Genomic DNA, 19843 nt, shown 5'->3' with positions numbered 1-19843 from the left:
TGCCGCCGAGCGTGGTTCCTCGACGGCGGCTGGAGGCCCCGGATGCAGGCATGGCGAGTACACACCCCCGGTGAGCCCCGCGAGGCCATGCGCCTCGAAGAGGTTCCCGAACCGGTGCCCGGCGAGGGCGAGGTGAAGCTGAGGGTCCTCGCCGCCAACGTCAACTTCCCCGACGCCCTGCTCGCCCGCGGCCAGTACCAGATCCGCCCGCCCCTGCCCTTCACCCCCGGCGTCGAGATCTGCGGCGAGACCGAGGACGGCCGCCGCGTCATCGCCAACCCGAGCCTGCCCCACGGCGGATTCGCCGAGTACGTCACCGCCCCCGCGCGCGCCCTGCTCCCCGCCCCCGACACGCTCGACGACGCCGAGGCGGCCGCCCTCCATATCGGCTACCAGACCGGCTGGTTCGGCCTGCACCGCCGCGCGCGGCTCCAGGCCGGCGAGACCCTCCTCGTGCACGCCGCCGCGGGCGGGGTCGGCAGCGCCGCCGTGCAGCTCGGCAAGGCCGCCGGCGCCACCGTCATCGGGGTCGTCGGCGGCAAGGCGAAGGTCCGTACCGCCGAGGAACTCGGCTGCGACCTCGTCATCGACCGGACCGGCGAGGACCTGGCCGGGATCGCGGCCAGGGTCAAGGAGTTCACCGCGGGCCGCGGCGCCGACGTCGTCTACGACCCGGTCGGCGGAGACGCCTACACCGCCTCCGCCAAATGCGTGGCCTTCGAGGGCCGGATCGTCGTCGTCGGCTTCGCGAGCGGCACCATCCCCGCCCCCGCCCTCAACCACGCCCTGGTGAAGAACTACACGATCCTCGGACTCCACTGGGGCCTGTACGCCACCAAGGAGCCGGCCGCCATCCTCGCCTGCCACACCGAGCTCACCCGGCTCGCCGCCGAGGGCGCCGTCAAGCCACTGGTCAGCGAACGGGTCCCGCTCGCCGGGGCCGCCGACGCGGTCCAGCGCCTCGCCGACGGCACCACCACCGGCCGGCTGGTGGTCGTACCGGCACCGGCCACGGCACCGGCCCAGGCCCAGGTCTCGGACGGCGGTGCCCGGTGACCGCCACCGCCGAGGAACTGCGCGCCCGCGTACGGGAACTGCTCGCCGCACACCCGCCCGCGGGCACCGACCGCGCCGACTTCCTGCGCGCCCGCTTCGACGCCGGACTCGCCTGGGTCCACTACCCCGAGGGCCTCGGCGGACTCGGCGCCCCGCGTTCCCTCCAGGCCGTGGTCGAAGCCGAGCTGGAGGCCGCCGGAGCCCCCGACAACGACCCGCGCCGGATCGGCATCGGCCTCGGCATGGCCGCGCCGACGATCCTCGCGTACGGCACCGACGAGCAGAAGCAGAGCTTCCTGCGCCCCCTGTGGACCGGCGAAGAGGTCTGGTGCCAGCTCTTCAGCGAGCCCGGCGCCGGATCCGACCTCGCCGCCCTCGGCACCCGCGCCGTCCGCGAGGAGGCGACCGGCGACTGGATCGTGGACGGACAGAAGGTGTGGACCTCCAGCGCCCACACCGCCCGCTGGGCCATCCTGATCGCCCGCACCGACCCCGCGCTCCCCAAGCACCAGGGCATCACGTACTTCCTGTGCGACATGCACGACCCGGGCGTCGAGGTCCGGCCGCTGCGCCAGATCACGGGCGAGGCAGAGTTCAACGAGGTCTTCCTCACCGGCGTCCGCATTCCCGACTCCCGCCGCCTCGGCGCCGTCGGCCAGGGCTGGGCGGTGGCCCGCACCACCCTCATGAACGAGCGCGTCTCCATCGGCGGCATGCGGATCCCGCGCGAAGGCGGCATGATCACGCCCGTCGCCGCCGCCTGGCGCGAGCGCCCCGAGCTGCGCACGCACGCACTGCACCAGCGCCTGCTCGAACTGTGGGTCGAGGCCGAGGTGGCCCGGTTCACCGGCGAGCGGCTGCGCCAGCAGCTCGTCGCCGGACAGCCCGGCCCGGAAGGGTCGGGGATGAAGCTGACCTTCGCCCGCCTCAACCAGCAGATCAGCGGACTGGAAGTGGAACTCCTCGGCGAGGAGGGCCTCCGGTACGGGGACTGGACCATGAGCCGCCCCGAACTGGTCGACTTCACCGGCCGCGACGCCGGGTACCGCTACCTGCGCGCCAAGGGCAACAGCATCGAGGGCGGCACCAGTGAAATCCTCCTCAACATCGTCGCCGAACGCGTCCTCGGCCTGCCCCCCGAGCCGCGCGACGACAAGGACCTGGCCTGGAAGGACCTGAACCGATGAAGGAGCAGACGAAGCCGGCGGAACCCGTGCGGCCGACCGCGCCGACGGCGCCGGGCACCACCCTCGACCTGCTGTACTCCGAGACCGAGGAAGAACTCCGGTCCGCCGTACGGTCCCTCCTCGCCGACCGCTGCGACGCCCCGGGCGTCCTCGCCCGGATCGAGACCGGCCGGCCGCACGACCCGGACCTGTGGCGCACCCTCGCCGCCGGGATCGGCACCGCCGGCCTCCTCGTACCGGAGAAGCTCGGCGGCCAGGGCGCGAGCCACCGGGAGGCGGCGGTGGTCCTGGAGGAGCTCGGCCGGGCCGTGGCGCCCGTCCCCTACCTCACGAGCGCGGTGCTGGCGACCGAGATCCTGCTCGGCTGCGACCCGGCGGAGGCCGAGGCGGGCGCGCTGCTGCGCGAACTGGCCTCCGGGCGGCAGATCTGCGTACCGGCCGTGCCGCTGACGCTGGCCCCCGGCGCGCCGCTGCCCCCGGCCGTACGGGACTCCGGCGCCGGGGCGCTGACCGGCACCGTCACCTCCGTCGCCGACGCGGTGGCCGCCGACGTGCTGCTGGTCCTCGCGGACACCGGGCTGTACGCGGTACCGGCCGCCTCCGCCACCGTGACCGCGCAGGTGCCGCTGGACCTGACCCGGCCGCTCGCCACCGTCGGCCTCGACGCGGCTGCCGGCACCCGGCTCGCCGATCCGGCCACCGCCCGCGCGGCCATCGCCGGAGCACTGCTCTCCGGGGCCGGTCTGCTCGCCTCGGAGCAGCTCGGCCTGGCCGAGTGGTGCCTGGCGGAGACCGTCGGGTACGTCCGCGGCCGCCACCAGTTCAACCGGCCCGTCGGCTCCTTCCAGGCCCTCAAGCACCGCCTCGCGCAGCTCTGGCTCGACGTGGCCTCGGCCCGCGCGGCGGCCCGGGCCGCCGCCGACGCCCTGGCCACCGGGGCCGCGGACGCGCCGCTGACGGTCGCCGTGGCCCAGGCATACTGCTCGGGCGTCGCCGTCCGCGCGGCCGAGGAGTGCGTCCAGCTCCACGGCGGCATCGGCATGACCTGGGAGCACCCGGCGCACCTCTACCTCAAGCGAGCCAAGGCCGACTCGCTGGCGCTCGGGACGGCGGGCCACCACCGCGCACTGGTCGCCGATTTCGCGGAGCTGCCGGCGCCATGACCGTCCGGGCCCCGCGGTCTCCGCGTTCTCCGCGGGCGGGCTGCGATCATGGCGGAATGTCCGAGACATCCCCCGTGATCGAAGCCCGGTGGCCGCTCGCCCCGTCCCGCGCCACCGACTGGCTGCGGGAGCTCGCCGACGACGACGGCCTGACGGGGTTCATGCCGCCGCCGTTGCCGGACGCGGCCTGGGTGCTGAACGCGATGTACGAGCGCGAGGGCGCCACCGGTCCGTCCCACGACGAGCACCGCCGGGCGGGCCCGGCCGACGGGAGCATCACCCCCCTCATGGCCAGGGACCACGGTGCGCAGGAGCTCATCACCACCGGCGGCGGCCTCGGCCGCGCCGAGCACCCCGGCCCGGGCTGGCGCAGGCTGCGCTGGGCCGAGCTCGCCCGGCGCACGGGTGACGCGGTCGTACCCGAGGGGCTGCTGCCGTCCTACCGCTGCCTTTCGGGCGCCCGCAGGAACGGCAGCTGGCCCCTCGGGATCGAGCCGCCCACGGAGGGCAGCCTCGACCGACCGACCTGGAACCGGCTCGTCGAACTGCTCACCGCACACGCCACCGAGGGCGCGGACACCCGCTGCCTGGCCTACTACAACCCCATGCTGGTCCGCCGGTTCGACTTTGCCCACCTGCACGTCCGCGCCGGGCGCCTCGGCGACGCCGCCGCGCTGTACGACAACCCCGAGGCGGACTTCACGCCGTCGAACCTGTGGGCCGAGGACCACGCGTGGGTCACCTGCACCGACTACGACCTGTGGGCCACCAAGGTCGCCGGACCGCCGTCGCTCATCGAAGCGCTGCTCGCCGACACCGAGATCGAGGCGGTCCGCCTCCCCTGGGCGCCCTGATCCCGGCACGCCCCGCGAAGAGGGGCGCGCTCCGGGCAGCCCCTTCCGGCGCGACGGTGGCCGAACGGCCGATGCGGGCGGCGCGCCGGGTGCGGCAGGCTCGGTGGGTTCCCGGACCGCTTCGTGAAGGAGGCGCCATGCTGCACGCCCTCTACCTCCTCGGCATCGCCGCCTTCGCCGCCTCCGGCGTGCTGGCCGCGCACCGGGCCAACATGGACCCCTTCGGCGGTCTCGTCCTCGCCTTCGCGGCCAGCATCTCCGGCGGCACCCTGCGCGACCTCATCCTCGACCGGCACCCGCTCTACTGGACCCGCGACTGGCTGCTGCTCGTCCTCATCGCCACCGTTGCCGTCGCCACCATGCTCTACCTGCGCCGCCGCACCCTCCCGCACCGCACCCTGATGGTCGCCGACGCCCTCGGCCTCGCCGTCGTCACCGTCATCGGTGCCCGCGCCGCGATCGACGCCCACGTGACCCCGGTCGCCGTGCTCATCCTGGCCGTCCTGACCGGCGTCACCGGCGAGGTCATCCGCGACGTGCTGTGCGGGGAGTTCCCGCCGCTGCTGCTGCGCGAGGAGGTGTACGCCACCGCCGCGCTCGCCGGGGCCGCCGCCTACCTCGGCCTGCACTGGGCCGGCGCCCCCGACACCGTGAACACCGCGGTCTCCGTCGGCCTGGTCTTCGCCCTGCGCCTGGCCGCGATCTTCCGCGACCTGCACCTGCCCCGCCTGCAGCGGGTCGCCGGCTGATCCCTATCCTCGCGGGATGATCTCCGCCATCACCCCGCTGGACGCCGCCGCGCTGACCGCCCACCGGGACGAACTCGCCGAACTCCTCCTCGCCGTGGTCGACGGCGGCTCCTCCCTCGGCTTCCTCGCCGGCCTCGACCACGCCGGCGCCGCCGCCTGGTGGGACTCGCTGCTGCCCGCCGTGGAGGACGGCTCCCTGGCGCTCTGGGTATCCCGTACCGGCGGCGACGGCCGGATCGACGGCACCGTCAGCTGGTACCGGGAGTCCAAGCCCAACGGCCGCCACCGCGCCGAGCTGCGCAAGCTGATGGTCCACCCCGCCGCCCGCGGCCGCGGCACCGCCCGCGCGCTGCTCGCCGAGGCCGAGCGGGCGGCCGCCCTGGCCGGGGTGGTACTGCTGTTCCTCGACACCGAGACCGGCAGCGGCGCCGAGCACGTCTACCGCTCCGCCGGCTGGACCGAGGTCGGCACCATCCCCGACTACGCCACCGACCCGGCCGGGCGGCTGCACCCCACCACCCTCTTCTACAAGCACCCGAACCGGGGTCGGTGACCTCGCCCGCCGCGCCGCGTTAGACCCGTAGGCACCGGGCACCGAGCGAGGGAGACCGTATGTACGCAGCACCCGCCGCCGCACCACTCACCCGCCGCGCGGCTCTTCGTACGGCTTTCGCCGCGGCCGTGTGCGCGGGCACCGCAGCGGCCCTGGCCCCCGTGCTGCGCGCCCGGCGCCCCAGGCAGACCCTCACCCCGGCCCCGCTCTCCGAGGAGACGTACCGCGGCCGGCACATCGCGGTGGACCTGGCGTCGGCGTCGGTCCGCATCGACGGCCGGCCGCTGCACGTCATGCGCCGCGCCGACGGCAGTTACCTCAGCGGGATCAACCACTTCCAGTCCTACGCGACCCCCCTGGAGCTCGCGCGCGCGGCCGTCGACGAACTGGGCACCAACCAGCTGGCGTTCGCGGCCCCGCACCACGGTGGACAGGAGTAGTCCGCGTTGTACACCCGGCAGAACCAGAAGAACCTGACGAGCGCGCAGAAGAAGCGGTTCACGGCGGCCGTGCTGGAGCTCAAGCGGAGCGGCGTCTACGACGACCTCGTGCGGACGCACGACAAGTACTTCGTGCCCGACCGGGCCCGCAAACTCCGCGTCGGCCACATGTCCCCGTCCTTCTTCCCCTGGCACCGGCGCTACCTGCTGGAGTTCGAGAGGCACCTGCAGAACGTGGACCCGGGCGTCACCGTCCCGTACTGGGACTGGACCACCGACAAAAGCCCGGTCTCCTCGCTCTGGGCCGACGACTTCCTGGGCGGTACCGGCCGCGACAGCGACCGGCAGGTGATGACCGGCCCCTTCGCCTACGAGAAGGGCAACTGGACGGTCACCGTGGGCATCACGGAGGCCCGCTTCCTCACCCGCAACCTCGGCCGGCCGCAGAACCCGATCAGCCTGCCGACCGCGGCCGAGCTCCAGTGGGCGCTCGACGACCCGACGTACGACACCTCGCCCTGGGACTCCACGTCCTCCGGCGGCGGCTTCCGCAACAAGCTGGAGGGATGGGCGGCCCCGAAGAGCGAGCGCTGGCGCAACCACAACAAGGTCCACCAGTGGATCGGCGGCCACATGACCGGCGGCACGGCCCCCAACGACCCGGCGTTCTGGCTGCACCACGCCTTCGTGGACCTGCTCTGGGACCGCTGGCAGCGGCGCCACCCCGGCTCCGGCTATCTGCCCGCCGCCCCGCTCGCACCGGGTGACCTCCAGCGCGGCCGGGTGATCGCCCTCGACGAGCCGATGCCGCCGTGGGACCTGACCCCGCGCGAGATGCTCGGCCACCAGGGCCTCTACCGCTACGAATGAGAGGGCCCATCGGGACCTCACGCGCTTCCCACGGGCTCCGCTCCACGGGAAGGGCCCCCGCCGTACGGCGGGGGCCCTTCTTCGGTTCAGCGGTCGAACAGGTGACGCGGGTGATCAGCCGCCGTAGCCCTCGGTGTGGTGGCCGCCGCCGCCCGACGCGTTGACACAGGTGTTGCCGAACGCCGGGTTCAGCAGGGCGATCACGTTGACCGTGTTGCCGCAGACGTTGACCGGGACGTGGACCGGAACCTGCAGGAGGTTGCCCGACAGGACACCGGGGGAACCGACCGCCGCACCGTGCGCTCCGGCATCGGCAGCCGCCAGACCCGCACCGGCGGCCAGGGCGCTACCGGCGGCAGCGGTGATGACGAATGCCTTCGCGATACGCGACATCAAGATCTCCTCGTGAGAAATGGGTGACCGCAGGAACTGCGGCGTTTGACATGGCATACAACGCACCGGCCGCCCGGGGGTCACGGCCGCTGCGCCTACCTGGTGATCCGGAACTCCGCGGAAGCGAAGTACGGCTGCACCTGGGAGACCTCCTTCGGCCGCAGGACCTGCACCGGAGTGCCGACGCAGCCCGGCTCCCGGTAGAGGGCCACTACAGTCCGCGTGTTGTTCGTCACTCCCCGCGAACCGCCGCCCTCCGCCTTGGCGCAGCCCTTGCGGGTGGGCAGCGCGTGGACCTTGTCGTCCTGGCCCACGTACTGGAACTCGGGACCGACGACGGTCCCCCCGCCGATGACGGGGCCGTCTCCGGCCCGGGCGGTTCCGGCTCCGGCTCCGGCGGCCACGGCCGCCAGCAGCAGGGCGGGGATGGTGAGGGGGATACCCATGGATCGCATGCCAGGCCCAACCCGACCCGCCCGGGACCGGGTCACGCCTTGTCACCCCTTGGACGCCTGTGCGACCGTGCGCGGAGCACCGGATCCAGCGGTCCGGAGACACCTCGGGAGGACACGATGGGCGCAGCGGGCGAGGCCGGGAACCACGGCCGGCCCCGGGCCAGGACCGGGCACGGAGTGGTCGAGGGCCGCACCGGACCCGGCGGGATCGCCGTCTTCCGCGGCATCCCGTACGCCGCCCCGCCCGTCGGCCCCCGCCGCTTCGCCGCGCCCGCGCCTCCCGAGGCCTGGGACGGGGTGCGCGACGCCGGCGGGTACGGGCCCACCGCGCCGAAGGTTCCGTACCCCGACACGTTCGCGGCGCTGCTCCCCGACCCCGAGGTCCCCGGGGACGACTGCCTGAACCTCAACGTGTGGACCCCGGTCCCCGTCGGCGGGGCGCCGGCCGGGGCCCGGCTGCCGGTCATGGTGTGGATCCACGGCGGCGCCCTGACCCGGGGCTCCTCGGCCGTCCCCGTCTACGACGGCTCCGCCTTCGCGCGCGACGGCGTGGTCCTCGTCTCCTTCAACTACCGCCTCGGCGTGCTCGGTTACGGGCTCTTCCCCGACGCCCCCGCCAACCGCGGGCTGCTGGACCAGATCGCCGCCCTGGAGTGGGTCCGGGACAACATCGAGGCCTTCGGCGGCGACCCCGCCCGGGTCACCGTCTTCGGCGAGTCCGCGGGGGCCATCAGCATCGGCGCCCTGCTCGCCGCCCCGCGCGCCCGGGGGCTCTTCGCCCGGGCCGTCCTGCAGAGCGGGGCCCCCGAGGTGCTGCCGCGCGCGGGGGTGCGCACCATGGTCCGGCGGATGGCCTCGCTGCTCAAGGTGGACGCCACCGCCGGGGCCTTCGCCGCCACCGCCCTGCCCGATCTGCTCGCGGCCCAGGCAGCCGTGCTGCGCCGCTCCTCCCCGCTGGTCGGCGGCCCCGCCTTCGGCCTCGTCACCGACCCGGACACGCTCCCCGCCGACCCCCTGGAGACCGCCGCGGCGCCCGGGTCGGCGGCCAGCGGCGTACCGCTGCTGCTGGGCTGGACGACCGAGGAGTACCGGCTCTGGCTCGCTCCCACCGGCGGGATGCGGGCGCTGGACCGGCTGGGCCCGCTCACCCTGGCACTGGCGCGCCTGCGCAGCGGCAAGGACCGGGCCGCCGTACGGGCGCTGCGCGCCGAGCGGCCCGGGGCGGGCCCCGCCGACCTCGCCGGGCACCTGCTCACCGACCGGCTGCTGCGCGACCCGCTGCGCAGGCTCGCGGGCGCGCGGCGGACGGCGCCGGGCTTCGTGTACGAGTTCGCGTGGCCCTCCGGGGTCCCGGGGCTCGGCTCCTGCCACGCGCTGGAGCTCGGCTTCGTCTTCGACAACCTGGCCGTGCCCGAGTCGGCCTGGCTGGCGGGCCCCGACACCCCGCAGGCGCTGGCCGACGAGATGCACGCGGCCTGGGTGCGGTTCGCCGTCGAGGGGGACCCGGGCTGGGCCCCCTGGGACGGCAACGGCCCGCCGAAGGTGTTCGGCGGGCCGGAGCGGGAGCGGACGCGGGAGACGGCGGTTACTCCACGGGTCCTTCCATGACCTTGCTGATGAACTGGATCGGTCCCTCACCCATGTTGGGCACGTAGGTCTTGGCGTTGTGCTTGCCGCCCTGGATGATCCTCAGGTCGGTGTGGATCGGGCCCTTGCCGTAGGCCGCGATGAACTTCTGCACGTTCGGCAGGGTGTTCTTGTTGCTCTCGTCGGTGCCGACCTGGAAGGCGAGGTAGACGTCGGGGCCCTTGGAGTCGATGAGCTGTTTCGCGAGCAGCTCCGGGTTGTTCTCGGCCTTCTCCTTGTCGTGGCCCTTCCACAGCGGGGAGTCCGGGACGATGTCCGGGCCCGAGGCGATGACGGCCTTGAACTTGTCGGGGTGCTTCAGCACGGCCTTCAGACCGGCGAACCCGCCGGTGGAGGAGCCCATGAAGGACCAGCCGTCACGGGACTTGACGGTGCGGAAGTTCGCCTTCATGAGGTCCGGGACGTCCTCGGTCAGCCAGGTGCCCATCTTGGGCTGGCCGGGGATGTCGGAGCCGTCCCAGTAGATGCCCTTGTCGTCGGGCTCGGGGTTCAGCACCGGCATGGCCAGGAGGAAGGGCTTGCTCTTGCCCTCGCCGTACCACTTGCTGATGCTGGTCTGGAGGCCCAGGTCGGTGCCCATCCAGTAGTTGTTCGGGAAGCCGGCGCCGCCGGGCAGGGCGATCATGACCGGGAAGCCGCTCTTGGCGTACTTCGGGTCGTTGTACTCCTTGGGCGCCCAGACCCAGACCTTGCCCTTGAAGCCGGACTTCTTGCCGTCCAGCGTGGTGACGGCGACGTGGGTGCCGTCGGGCAGGGTCATCGAGTTCTTGAAGTCGGCTGCCGGGCCCGTGGGCATCAGGGCCTTGGAGTTGGCCGGCTGCTGCGCGCCCCCGCCGCCCTTGCCGTCGGCGGGCGGCTTGCCGAAGGAGACGGCGTCGCCCTTGTCGGTGAAGGGCGGTATCTCGTAGTGGTCCATCACGAGCGCCGCGATGCCCGCGAGCGCGACGACGGAGACACCCGCGATCACCCAGCGCCGGATCCGCGACGGGCGCCTGGGCCCCTCGAGCGGCAGCGGCTCGCCGTAGGGCGGCAGCGGCGGTCCGAAACCGGCCGGGGGTTGGTGGCCCTGGGGCGGGTGGGGCCGGCCGTACGGCTCGCCGTGCGACTGCTGCTGCAACTGTCCTTCCGACCGGTACGGCTGCTGCTGTCCGTCGGGTGAGTACGACATGTGCGGGGTCTCCGGCTTGGTGCTGCCCCGTTGGGGCGGGGTCGACATGCTTTCGTTCGAAGGATGAGCGTACGTGCTGATCGGTTCCGGATTTTTCCTTCTCTTGGGGTGCCCTGGGGAAGGACGTTGCCCGACGGAAAAGGGGCCTGCGGAGTTCCCGTTCTGTTCGCCGAGTATCCCTGGCCAGTGCACATGCCCGTCGGTATGGTGCGTCCGCGCCGCCCCCGAAGCCCCCCGCCCGGAGGTACCTTCCGTGTTTGGCATGCCCGCTTCAAGATCCCGCAAGACCGCGCTCGCCGTCGCCGCCGTCCTGCTGGCCGCGGCCACCGCCGCGTGCGTGCGGCTGCGGCCCGCCGACGACTGACCCCCACCCGCAACGAAAGGCCCCGCCCCATGACCCTCCAGCGCCGGATCCTGATCCTCGTCGTCGCCGTCCTCCTGCTCGCCGGGGTGGGCGTCGTCGCCGTCGTACGGGCCTCCTCCCGGGCCGACGAGAAGAACCGGGCCCAGGCCGGCGGCCCGGCGGTCCACGAGGGCCGGGTCTCCCTGGCCCCCGCCGACGACGGCCGGCGGATCGCGTTCCGGAACATGGCCTGGGGCCCGCACCGCGACGAGCTCGCCACCGTGCCGGCCGACGCGCCCGAAGGGCCCCGTACCGCTTCCGGAGTGAGCTGCCTGCGCTTCCACGCGGCCGCCGGCACCGGGGTCTGCCTCCAGGCCGACAAGGGCGGGGTGCAGGACGGCTACAAGGCCGTCGTCCTCGACGCCGGCCTCAAGGAGGTGGCCACCCGCCCCCTGGCCGGCATCCCCACCCGGGCGCGGGTCTCGCCCGGCGGACACCTCGCCGCCTGGACGGTCTTCGTGGGCGGGGACTCGTACGCCGGCACCGACTTCTCCACCCGGACCTCACTGCTCGACCTGCGCACCGGGAAGTACGACGCCTCGCTGGAGGACTTCACGATCCGCAAGGACGGCAAGACGTACCGCAATGCCGACGTGAACTTCTGGGGGGTCACCTTCGCCGCGGACGAGAGGACCTTCTACGCGACCCTGGCGACCGGCGGCCAGACCTACCTGGTCCGCGGCGACCTCGCCGAACGCACGGTGACCACGCTGCGCGAGAACCTGGAGTGCCCGTCGCTGTCGCCCGACGGGACCCGGCTGGTGTTCAAGAAGCGGGTACCGGGCCTGTCGGCGGACGCGCCCTGGCGCCTGTACGTCCTGGAGCTCGCGTCGATGCGGGAGACCCCGCTCGGGGAGGAGCGCAGCGTGGACGACCAGGTGGTGTGGACGGACGACCGGACCGTCGTCTACTCCCTGCCCGGGGACTTCGGCGCCGATCTGTACGCGGTACCGGCCGACGGCGGCGGAGCCCCCGCCAGGATGATGGCATCGGCCCTCGCCCCCGCCTTCCTCGGCTGACACCGGGGAAGGCGGGGTACGGCGGGCGGCGGGAACCGCCGGCGCAGGACCGTTACGCCGGAATGAGCGTCTTGCGGCGGCGCTTGCGCTGCGTGCCCGCCGACAGCCTCAGCTCGATGATCGACCGGACGGTCGGCCACTCCTCGTCGAGGATCGAGTAGAACGCCGTACTGCGGACCGCCCCGTCGAGCCCCCGGGAATGGGCCCGGCGGACCCCCTCGCAGGTGAACCCGAGCCGCTCCATCGCGGCACGCGACCGGCCGTTGCGGGCGTCCGCGCGCAGTGAGATGCGCCGCACGCCCCAGGTTTCGAAGGCATGGCGGAGCATGAGCAGCTTCGCCTCTGTGTTGATGCCGGTGCCCTGGGCGCCCGGGGACAGCCAGGTGTTGCCGATCTCGGCGGCATCGGGGATCGCCGTCGCCGGATCGCCGAACGGGACCCCCGGCACGGCAGGCCACACCAGCGGCCCCTGCCAGTAGTCCAGATCCAGGAAGCGTGTCGAACCGACAACCCGCCCGTCGGTGGCTCTGACCACCGCGAACGGGAGCGATCGACCCGCCGCCTGATCGGCGAGGGCACGGTCGATGTACTCGTGGGACGCCTGCACGCCGTGGGGTACGGGGGTGAAGGCGTAAGTCGTACGATCCTCGGCCCCGGCCACGGCCAGGGCCTCGGTGTGGTGGGGGGCGAGGGGCTCGAGCCGCACGGTGCGGCCGGCGAGGAGTACGGGTACGGGCACGGAGCCTTCGGTCCTTCTGGGCGGTGGGGTGGTTGCACAGTCTGCGTCCCTGACGTCGCCCCCCGTGCAAAACACGGGTGAAAGGCAACGGGCTGTCAGGTGAACGCGAGTGGCTCAATGTAGCCCCTTAAAGTCCTCGCATGAACCCCCAATTTGGCAATGGCGCGAGACTGTTTTCCGATGACTTGGGTCCCCGCGCCGGAGAGCCCGTAATCCTGATCCACGGACATCCGTTCAACCGCACGATGTGGGCCCCCCAGACGGCCGCCCTGACGGCCGCCGGGTACCGTGTGATTGCCCCTGACCTGCGAGGATACGGGGAGAACCCGGCCGTGCCCGGCACGGCCCCGTTCGCCGGCTTCGCCGACGATCTCGCCGCGCTCCTCGACCGCCTGGACATCGAACAGGCAGTCGTCGGCGGAGTCTCCATGGGCGGGCAGATCGCGATGGAGATGCGGCTGCGCCACCCGGGTCGGGTACGGGCCCTCGTGCTCGCCGACACCTCCCCGGTCCCGGAGACCGAGGACGGCAAGAAGTACCGCCGGGAGCTCGCCGACCGGCTGCTCGCGGAGGGCATGGAGCCGTACGCGCGGGAAGTCATTGACAAGATGCTCGCCCCGTACAACGTGACCGGCAACCCGCGGGCCGCGGCGCACGTGACCGCGATGATGCTCGCGACCGATCCCGAGGGCGCGGCCGCCGCCCTGCGAGGGCGCGCGGAGCGCCCCGACTACCGGCCGGTGCTGGCAGGGCTCACCGAGCCCTGCCTGATCCTGGTCGGGCGGGACGACGTCTACACCCCGGTCGCGGAGGCCGAGGCCCTGCACGCGCTGGTGCCGCACTCGGTGCTCCGCGTCATCGAACGGGCCGGGCACCTGCCGGGCGTGGAGCAGCCGGAGTCCTTCAACCAGGCGCTGCTGGAGTTCCTGGCAGGGCTCTGAGCGGCGGCGAAGGTGGCGAAGTGGCCCACCTCCCGCGGCGCTCGCTGGTCCTGCAGGAAGGGCCACTGCCGCTGATCCAATAGAGGCGTGACGATACGGATCCCGCCCCCGCCCGGAGCGCCGCGCCGGCTGGCCGCCGCCCAGTTGAGCAACTCCGTCGGGGACGGCGCCTACTACGTGTGTTCGGCGCTCTATTTCACCCGGGTGGTCGGTCTCGCCCCCCAGACGGCCTGGGCCCGACGGTCGCCCGGGTCGTCGGTTCGGTCGCCGGGGTACCGCTGGGGGCGCTCGCCGACCGGCGCGCGCCGCGCGGCGCCTCCGCGGCCCCGGCCATCGTCGGCGCTGAGCGCCGGTGCCGAGGCGCCCGGCGCGCCTTGCGGATCTCCGGGCCGGTGACGGCCGCCTCCTGCGCCGTGTCCGCCGTGCCGCGCCGCGCCGCCGGAGGCTGCTCGGCGCGCTGCTGCCGGCCGCCTCGTACGGGATGGGTCCGGCCGTGCGCCTGGCCGGGGCGTCGAAGTAGGGCCTTTCGCCGGGTGCCTGGGTGCCCAACGGCGCCCGGGCGCCCCGCGTCCGCGTGTCAGTCTGTCTGGAGGGTGGTCCGCAGCCGGTACCGGTCGCCGCTGTACTCCACCGTCGACAGCAGCAACGGCCGCTGGTCACGCGTGTACACGGTCTGGTCGAGGACGAGCACGGGCGCGCCCTCGGCGATGCCCAGGTGCCCGGCGAGCTCCGCGTCCGCGCTGCGCGCCTCGATGGTCGCCTCGGCGCGCTGCGGCTGCACGCCCCAGCGCCGCAGCTCGTCGAAGAGGGAGGCCTCGCGGAAATCGGTCCGGGTCAGGTCGGGCGCCAGTCCGGTGACGATCAGGGTGCGGTCGAGGGCGATCCGTACGTCGTTGAGCAGCCGGATCCGCTCCAGGCGCAGCAGCGCGGTGCCGGCGGGCACCCCGAGCCGGTCCGCGTCGTCGAGCGAGGCGGTGACGGTGTCGTGGCGCAGCACGACCGAGCCGGCCCGCATGTGCTTGCGGCGGGCGGTGGCGGTGAAGGACTCCAGGTCCTCGGGCCAGTCCCGGGCGGGCGCGGGCGGCGCGGTCGCCGCCACGAACCAGCCTCGGCCGTGCGAAGCGGTGACCAGGCCCTGGTCGACCAGGTGCCCGAGCGCCCGGCGCAGGGTCACGCGGGAGACGTCGAGCCGGGTGCAGAGCTCGCGTTCGGGCGGCAGTTTGCTGCCCTCGGTCAGGCCCCGGCGGGCGATCTCCTCGCGGATCCGGCTCAACGTCGTGCCCTCGCCGCTCGGCGACCTCGCCGATCTCACGGTGGACCTCGGCAACGAGCCCGACTCGTACGCCTCGACCATCGGCTACACCGGCACGATCGTCGCCCTCGACCTGATCGCCGGGGCCGTCGCGGGCCGCGACACCGACCCCTGGCAGGACATCGCCGAGCAGACCACCGCGGTCCACCACCAGGCCACCGGGGCTGTGGCGGCCCTGCGCGAGCGCGGCGCCCGCTGCATCGCCTCCGACGGAGTGGCGGCGGGAGCCTCCCGTGCCTCGGCCGAGGAGGGCGCACTGCTGCTGCGCGAGGTGGTGCGGATGACCGCGGCCGCCTCGGCGACCCGCAACTACCTGCACGGCGAGATGGAGTCGGCCGGCAACACCCTGCACCTCGTGTACGGCGACGGCCGCGAGATCGAGCTGGCCCGTTCGCTCGCGGGCGCCGGCCACCTCACCCTGCTGATGACCACGGCCGAGGTGGACCAGGCGGACAGCCTGTCGGTCGTCCGCCTGCCGCGGGTCGCGGACGCGGTACGGGTGGTCCTGGAGACGGTGGTCCTCCAGGAGCTGGTCGCGCAGCTCAGCGACGAGCGGGGCGTCCCGATCGAGTCCTTCGTCTTCGCCAACGGCGACACCAAGCAAGGCGGCCTGGACATGTCCGACTTCGAGGTGGCGGCGTACTCCCCGGCGAGCTGATCCCGCGGGCCGCGGAGGCCGGGCGGCCTGAGATCATCCGGGGATGGACGAGGTACTCGGGCAGCTGGCAGCCGTAGGGCCGTTCTTCACCGTGCCGTACGGGAAGGAGCCGCCCGGGCCCGGCTTCCGGCCGCTCTCGCAGCTGTACGGCGCGCAACTCGGACCGTACGTCACCGAGGTGGGACGGCGGATCGGGAGCGGGCCCGGGAGGGTGGCCGCCTCGACGGCGCAGCTCGGGATGGCCTCGCGGCTCTGGTCGCTCGGGCTGGGGTGCACGGCCCTGGCGGGGCGGGTGCCCGACCTCGGCCCCGACCGGGTGTGGTGGCGGCTGCCCGGGGCGGGCTCGCTCCAGCTGTGGCTGCCGGAGCCGGAGTACCTCCCGGCCGGATCGCTCGGGGACAACGTGCTGGGCAACCTCGACGTGCTCGACGCGGCCCTGCGGGAGCGGTACGGCGTCTCGCCCAAGGTGCTGCGCGGGAACACCGCCTCCGCGCTCGTCGGGGCGCTGCGGGTGCTCATCGACCGGGTTCCGGGCGGCGCGGCGGTGGAGGCCGCCGCCGCCCTGCTGGCCGACGGCGGCCCGCTCGGCGGGACCGGCACCTTCATCCACGAGGAGGGGCTCGGGGTGGCCTTCGTACGGCGCAGCTGCTGCCTCTACTACAAGGTGCCCGGCGGAGGGTTCTGCGGGGACTGCGTGCTGCGGACCCGGTAGCGGCCGCAGGGGGAGGAACGACGGAGGCCACCGGGGGCAGTCGCACTGCTCCCCGATGGCCCCGTCCTAGCGTCCCGCTCGGTGCCTCACCTCACTAGAAGGTGAGGTTCCAGGCGTCGATCTTGCCGGTGTCCTGGTTGGCGTTGTCGTTCACCCGCAGCTTCCAGACGCCGTTGGCCACCTCGGAGGAGGCGTTCACGGTGTAGGTCTGGGCGATGTTGTCGGTGCCGCTGCCGGTGCGGTTGTGCAGCGTGTAGACGGTGCCGTCCGGGGCCACGAGGTCGACCTTGAGGTCACCGATGTAGGTGTGCTTGATGTCCACGCCCACCTTGAGGGTGGCCGGCGCGTTGCCGGTCACTCCGCTGACGGTGATCGGGCTCTCCACGGTCGCGTTGTCGTTGACCGCGAAGTCCCCGAGGTTCTCGAAGTACTTCCCGGGCGGCGGGGTGGCGCCGACCGCCTTCAGCGCGTCGACCTGGCCCTCGCCGAAGAAGCCGTTGTTGGCGGTCGTCCCGGTGCAGCGGCTGTCCGAGGGGCAGGCCACGTCGTTGGCCTGGGCGGCCAGCTTGTCGCGGATCTGCGCCGGGGTGATGCCCGGGTTGGCGCTCACGATGAGCGCGGCGACGCCCGCGACGTGCGGGGTGGCCATCGAGGTGCCGCTCTTGGTGCTGTAACCGCCGCCCGGAGCGGTGGAGTAGACGTTGCTGCCGGGGGCCGCGACGTCGATGACGCCCTGGCCGAAGTTGGAGAACGAGGCCTTGGTGACGCCGGTGCCGTTCGCCGCCACCGTGACCACGCCCGGGAGCTCGGTCGGGATGTCCATGCACGCGTTGGTGATGGTGCGGGTGACCGGGGTCGAGTCGTTCGGGCTCGCGGAGTCGGTCGTCTTGTTCGCGAGGTCGTAGTTCTCGTTGCCGGCCGCGGCGACCTGGAGAGAGCCCTTGCTCTCGGCGTACTCCTGGGCGCGCTTGACGCCCTCGATGATGGCGGCCTGGTCGACGTTGTCCGGGCAGTTGAACTGCCACGGGTCGGTGTAGTAGCTGTTGCTGGTGACCTTGAAGCCGTGGTCGCCGGCCCACATGAAGCCGCAGACCGTGTTCTCGGCGAAGAACAGCGTCGAGGTCGGCTCGGCGATCCGGACCGAGGAGATCTTCACGCCCGGAGCCACGCCGACGACGCCCTTGCCGTTCTTGGCGGCGGCGACGGTGCCCGCGACGTGGGTGCCGTGGGTGTCCACGTCCCGCCAGGCGCCGGCGCGGGTGTCCGCCTTGCCGTAGGCGCAGGAGACGGAGTCGGCCGCGTTGAAGTTCGGTGCCAGGTCCTGGTGCTGGTCGTCCACGCCGGTGTCGAGGATGCCGACCTTGACGGAGGCGGAGCCGGGGTTGATGGCCCAGGCCTGGTCGGCCTTGATCTGGCTCATGTCGGCACGGACCGGCTCGCCGGCGGGCGTGGTCGACTGGGACGGGTTGGCGGGCAGCGCCGGGTTGTAGGCGTCGGCCGGGACGTCCGAGGTGCGCGTGGCACCCACCTTCTGGACCCCGCTGACCCCGCGCATGGTGGTGGCGAAGGTGCTGGAGGTGGAGTGGGCCACGATCACGCCGATGGCGTCGTAGTACGAGAAGACCGAACCCCCGTTGGTGGCGACGGCCGAGCGGACGGCCGAGCTGTCACCGGGGGCGGTGATCACCAGGTAGGCACGGGTGCCGGCGGCCCAGGTCGCACTCTGGGAAGTCGGCGCCGCGGCCGAGGCCTTGGCGGGGGCGGACGGGACGACCGCGCCGGAAGGCGAGACCGGCGCGGTGCCCGCCAGTGCGGCGGGGGCCCCGAAGGCCAGTGCCGCGCCGAGGGCGGCCGCCAGCACGAGAGTACGTCGAGGTCGGCTGGATATGTGGGGTATCAATGCGTCCTCCGATGACGGCCCGGCGGTGCGGGTGGCACCTACCGAGCCGTACGAAACGAGTGGTGGACGCAAGATGTCAGATGCATGCCACGAGATGGAAGTACCTTTTACAGCACGAGAGTCAGATCAGACTTGGCTGAAACTCGACCATGGCCTGCACATGTGGAGACCGGCCGGGTGGGGCACCGTGGGGGCGAGCCCTGCCCGGCCGGTCCGTTCAGCGCACCGGCTGCGCGGTTACACCGGTACGCCGTCCTTGGTGAGGGCCGGCTGGGCGGGCACAGCGGCGGGGGCTCCGTGTCCGTCGTCGACCAGCGTGGCCTCGTCGAACGGCAGTCGCCCGGCGAGCACTTCGGCGGCCCGCCCGTGGTCGAACTCCTTCGTCCAGGTCCCGATCAGCACCGTGGCGATGGCGTTGCCCGCGAAGTTCGTCAGCGCCCGGGCCTCGCTCATGAACCGGTCGATGCCCACGATCAGACCGACCCCGTCCACCAGTTCCGGCCGGTGCGACTGGAGTCCGCCGGCCAGCGTGGCCAGACCCGCGCCGGTCACCCCGGCCGCGCCCTTCGACGCCACGATCATGAACAGCAGCAGGGAGATCTGCTCTCCCAGCGCGAGCGGCTTGCCCATCGCCTCCGCGACGAACAGCGAGGACATCGTCAGGTAGATCGCGGTCCCGTCCAGGTTGAAGGAGTACCCGGTCGGCACCGTGATGCCGGTGACCGGCCGCGAGACCCCCAGGTGCTCCATCTTCGCGATCAGCCGCGGCAGCGCCGACTCCGAGGAGGAGGTCGACAGGATCAGCAGGAACTCCCGGCCCAGGTAGCGCAGCAGCGCGAACACGTTGATCCCGGTACACACCCGCAGCAGCGTCCCGAGCACCACGAAGACGAAGAGCAGACAGGTCGTGTAGAAGCCGATCATGATGACGGCGAGCGATTTCAGCGCGTCGATGCCGGTCGCACCGACCACGGCCGCGATCGCCCCGAAGGCGCCCACCGGCGCCGCCCACATGATCATCGCGAGCACCCGGAACACCAGCTTCTGCACGTGCCCGATCCCGCGCAGCACCGGCTCGCCCGCCGACCCCATGGCCTGCAGCGCGAACCCGCACAGCAGCGCCACCAGCAAGGTCTGGAGCACCTCGCCGCCGGTGAAGGCGGAGACCATGGTGGTCGGGATGATCCCCAGCAGGAACTCGGGCGTGCTCTCCGCCCCGCCCGCCTTGGCCTGCGCCTCACCGGCGCTGCGCGCCGCCTCGGTCAGGTGCAGCCCGCTGCCGGGCTCCAGCAGGTTGCCCACCAGCAGGCCGATCGCCAGCGCGACCGTGGACATGACCATGAAGTAGCCCAGCGCCAGCCCGCCGACCGCGCCCACCTTGGCGGCCTTGCGCACTGATCCGATGCCCAGCACGATCGTGCAGAAGATCACGGGCGAGATCATCATCTTGATGAGGTTGACGAAGCCGGTGCCCAGCGGCTTGAGCTCCACGGCCGCGCCGGGAGCGGCGAAGCCGACGGTGATGCCGAGCAGTACCGCGCCGATCACCGCGATGTAGAGATAGTGGGTCTTGTCGCGTCTGGCGGCCACGATGCCTCCTGGTGGTGAATACGTTCGGGGAGAC

Annotated in this window: 20 protein-coding genes and 1 pseudogene; 14 read left to right on the top strand and 7 right to left on the bottom strand. The window is 73.0% G+C overall.

The window, feature by feature from the left end:
- Positions 1-42 precede the first annotated feature (42 nt).
- The 8 genes from AB0M99_RS14235 (at position 43) to AB0M99_RS14200 (ending at position 6872) form a co-directional block, all read left to right on the top strand.
- A complete protein-coding gene (locus AB0M99_RS14235; protein ID WP_365920002.1) occupies positions 43-1056 on the top strand; it encodes an NADPH:quinone oxidoreductase family protein in 1014 nt (337 codons plus the stop codon).
- Positions 1053-2243, top strand: coding sequence for an acyl-CoA dehydrogenase family protein (locus AB0M99_RS14230; protein WP_365919999.1), 1191 nt, complete (start codon positions 1053-1055; stop codon positions 2241-2243). Before AB0M99_RS14235 ends, AB0M99_RS14230 begins: the two co-directional genes overlap by 4 nt.
- A complete protein-coding gene (locus tag AB0M99_RS14225) occupies positions 2240-3406 on the top strand; it encodes an acyl-CoA dehydrogenase family protein (RefSeq protein ID WP_365919997.1) in 1167 nt (388 codons plus the stop codon). The genes AB0M99_RS14230 and AB0M99_RS14225 overlap by 4 nt, the downstream gene beginning before the upstream one ends.
- A gap of 56 nt (positions 3407-3462) precedes the next feature.
- Positions 3463-4260, top strand: a complete 798-nt coding sequence (locus tag AB0M99_RS14220; protein WP_365919995.1) for a hypothetical protein — start codon at positions 3463-3465, stop codon at positions 4258-4260.
- A gap of 137 nt (positions 4261-4397) precedes the next feature.
- Positions 4398-5009 carry a trimeric intracellular cation channel family protein gene (locus tag AB0M99_RS14215; RefSeq protein WP_365919993.1) on the top strand — a complete coding sequence of 204 codons (612 nt, stop codon included), beginning with the start codon at positions 4398-4400 and terminating at the stop codon, positions 5007-5009.
- A gap of 16 nt (positions 5010-5025) precedes the next feature.
- The gene (locus AB0M99_RS14210; RefSeq protein WP_365919992.1) at positions 5026-5562 is read left to right on the top strand and encodes a GNAT family N-acetyltransferase; all 537 of its coding nucleotides are present in this window, start codon (positions 5026-5028) and stop codon (positions 5560-5562) included.
- Between the two features lie 59 nt (positions 5563-5621).
- Complete coding sequence (locus AB0M99_RS14205; RefSeq protein ID WP_365919990.1) at positions 5622-6002, top strand: tyrosinase family oxidase copper chaperone; 381 nt, start codon at positions 5622-5624, stop codon at positions 6000-6002.
- 6 nt (positions 6003-6008) lie between these two features.
- The gene (locus tag AB0M99_RS14200) at positions 6009-6872 is read left to right on the top strand and encodes a tyrosinase family protein (RefSeq protein ID WP_365919988.1); all 864 of its coding nucleotides are present in this window, start codon (positions 6009-6011) and stop codon (positions 6870-6872) included.
- A gap of 114 nt (positions 6873-6986) precedes the next feature.
- Here AB0M99_RS14200 and AB0M99_RS14195 read toward each other — a convergent pair whose 3' ends face one another.
- A complete protein-coding gene (locus AB0M99_RS14195; protein WP_365919986.1) occupies positions 6987-7265 on the bottom strand; it encodes a chaplin in 279 nt (92 codons plus the stop codon).
- A gap of 95 nt (positions 7266-7360) precedes the next feature.
- Entirely contained in the window at positions 7361-7711 is a 351-nt protein-coding gene (locus AB0M99_RS14190) for a hypothetical protein (RefSeq protein WP_365919984.1), read from the bottom strand.
- A 126-nt stretch (positions 7712-7837) separates the two neighbouring features.
- On the opposite strand from AB0M99_RS14190, the gene AB0M99_RS14185 reads away from it, so the two are divergent.
- Positions 7838-9328 carry a carboxylesterase family protein gene (locus AB0M99_RS14185; protein WP_365919982.1) on the top strand — a complete coding sequence of 497 codons (1491 nt, stop codon included), beginning with the start codon at positions 7838-7840 and terminating at the stop codon, positions 9326-9328.
- Here AB0M99_RS14185 and AB0M99_RS14180 read toward each other — a convergent pair.
- Positions 9306-10535, bottom strand: coding sequence for an alpha/beta hydrolase-fold protein (locus tag AB0M99_RS14180; RefSeq protein WP_365919980.1), 1230 nt, complete (start codon positions 10533-10535; stop codon positions 9306-9308). The genes AB0M99_RS14185 and AB0M99_RS14180 overlap by 23 nt on opposite strands.
- A 393-nt stretch (positions 10536-10928) precedes the next feature.
- Here AB0M99_RS14180 and AB0M99_RS14175 point away from each other — a divergent pair, with 393 nt between their 5' ends.
- The gene (locus AB0M99_RS14175; RefSeq protein WP_365919978.1) at positions 10929-11957 is read left to right on the top strand and encodes a hypothetical protein; all 1029 of its coding nucleotides are present in this window, start codon (positions 10929-10931) and stop codon (positions 11955-11957) included.
- Between the two features lie 52 nt (positions 11958-12009).
- Here AB0M99_RS14175 and AB0M99_RS14170 read toward each other — a convergent pair whose 3' ends face one another.
- Entirely contained in the window at positions 12010-12696 is a 687-nt protein-coding gene (locus AB0M99_RS14170; RefSeq protein WP_365919976.1) for a GNAT family protein, read from the bottom strand.
- Between the two features lie 140 nt (positions 12697-12836).
- Here AB0M99_RS14170 and AB0M99_RS14165 point away from each other — a divergent pair, with 140 nt between their 5' ends.
- A complete protein-coding gene (locus tag AB0M99_RS14165) occupies positions 12837-13637 on the top strand; it encodes an alpha/beta fold hydrolase (RefSeq protein WP_365919974.1) in 801 nt (266 codons plus the stop codon).
- Between the two features lie 87 nt (positions 13638-13724).
- Positions 13725-13957: pseudogene (locus AB0M99_RS14160) on the top strand (MFS transporter); the annotation flags it as partial.
- Positions 13958-14214: 257 nt separating this feature from the next.
- Here AB0M99_RS14160 and AB0M99_RS14155 read toward each other — a convergent pair.
- Entirely contained in the window at positions 14215-14910 is a 696-nt protein-coding gene (locus AB0M99_RS14155; protein ID WP_365920153.1) for a GntR family transcriptional regulator, read from the bottom strand.
- Positions 14911-14914: 4 nt separating this feature from the next.
- On the opposite strand from AB0M99_RS14155, the gene AB0M99_RS14150 reads away from it, so the two are divergent.
- Positions 14915-15607, top strand: coding sequence for a hypothetical protein (locus AB0M99_RS14150; protein ID WP_365920169.1), 693 nt, complete (start codon positions 14915-14917; stop codon positions 15605-15607).
- Between the two features lie 43 nt (positions 15608-15650).
- Positions 15651-16319, top strand: a complete 669-nt coding sequence (locus AB0M99_RS14145) for a (2Fe-2S)-binding protein (RefSeq protein WP_365919972.1) — start codon at positions 15651-15653, stop codon at positions 16317-16319.
- Positions 16320-16413: 94 nt separating this feature from the next.
- On the opposite strand, the gene AB0M99_RS14140 is transcribed toward AB0M99_RS14145, so the two are convergent.
- On the bottom strand, positions 16414-18180 hold the full coding sequence (locus tag AB0M99_RS14140; protein WP_365919970.1) for a S8 family serine peptidase: 1767 nt from the start codon (positions 18178-18180) through the stop codon (positions 16414-16416).
- Positions 18181-18456: 276 nt separating this feature from the next.
- Entirely contained in the window at positions 18457-19809 is a 1353-nt protein-coding gene (locus tag AB0M99_RS14135; protein WP_365919968.1) for a cation:dicarboxylase symporter family transporter, read from the bottom strand.
- Positions 19810-19843 lie beyond the last annotated feature (34 nt).

The sequence above is a fragment of the Streptomyces sp. NPDC051183 genome (assembly GCF_040682455.1).
Classification (GTDB): domain Bacteria; phylum Actinomycetota; class Actinomycetes; order Streptomycetales; family Streptomycetaceae; genus Streptomyces.
The sequence above is the reverse complement of the archived record's forward strand: the minus strand, read 5'-3'. Positions and strand labels throughout refer to the sequence as shown.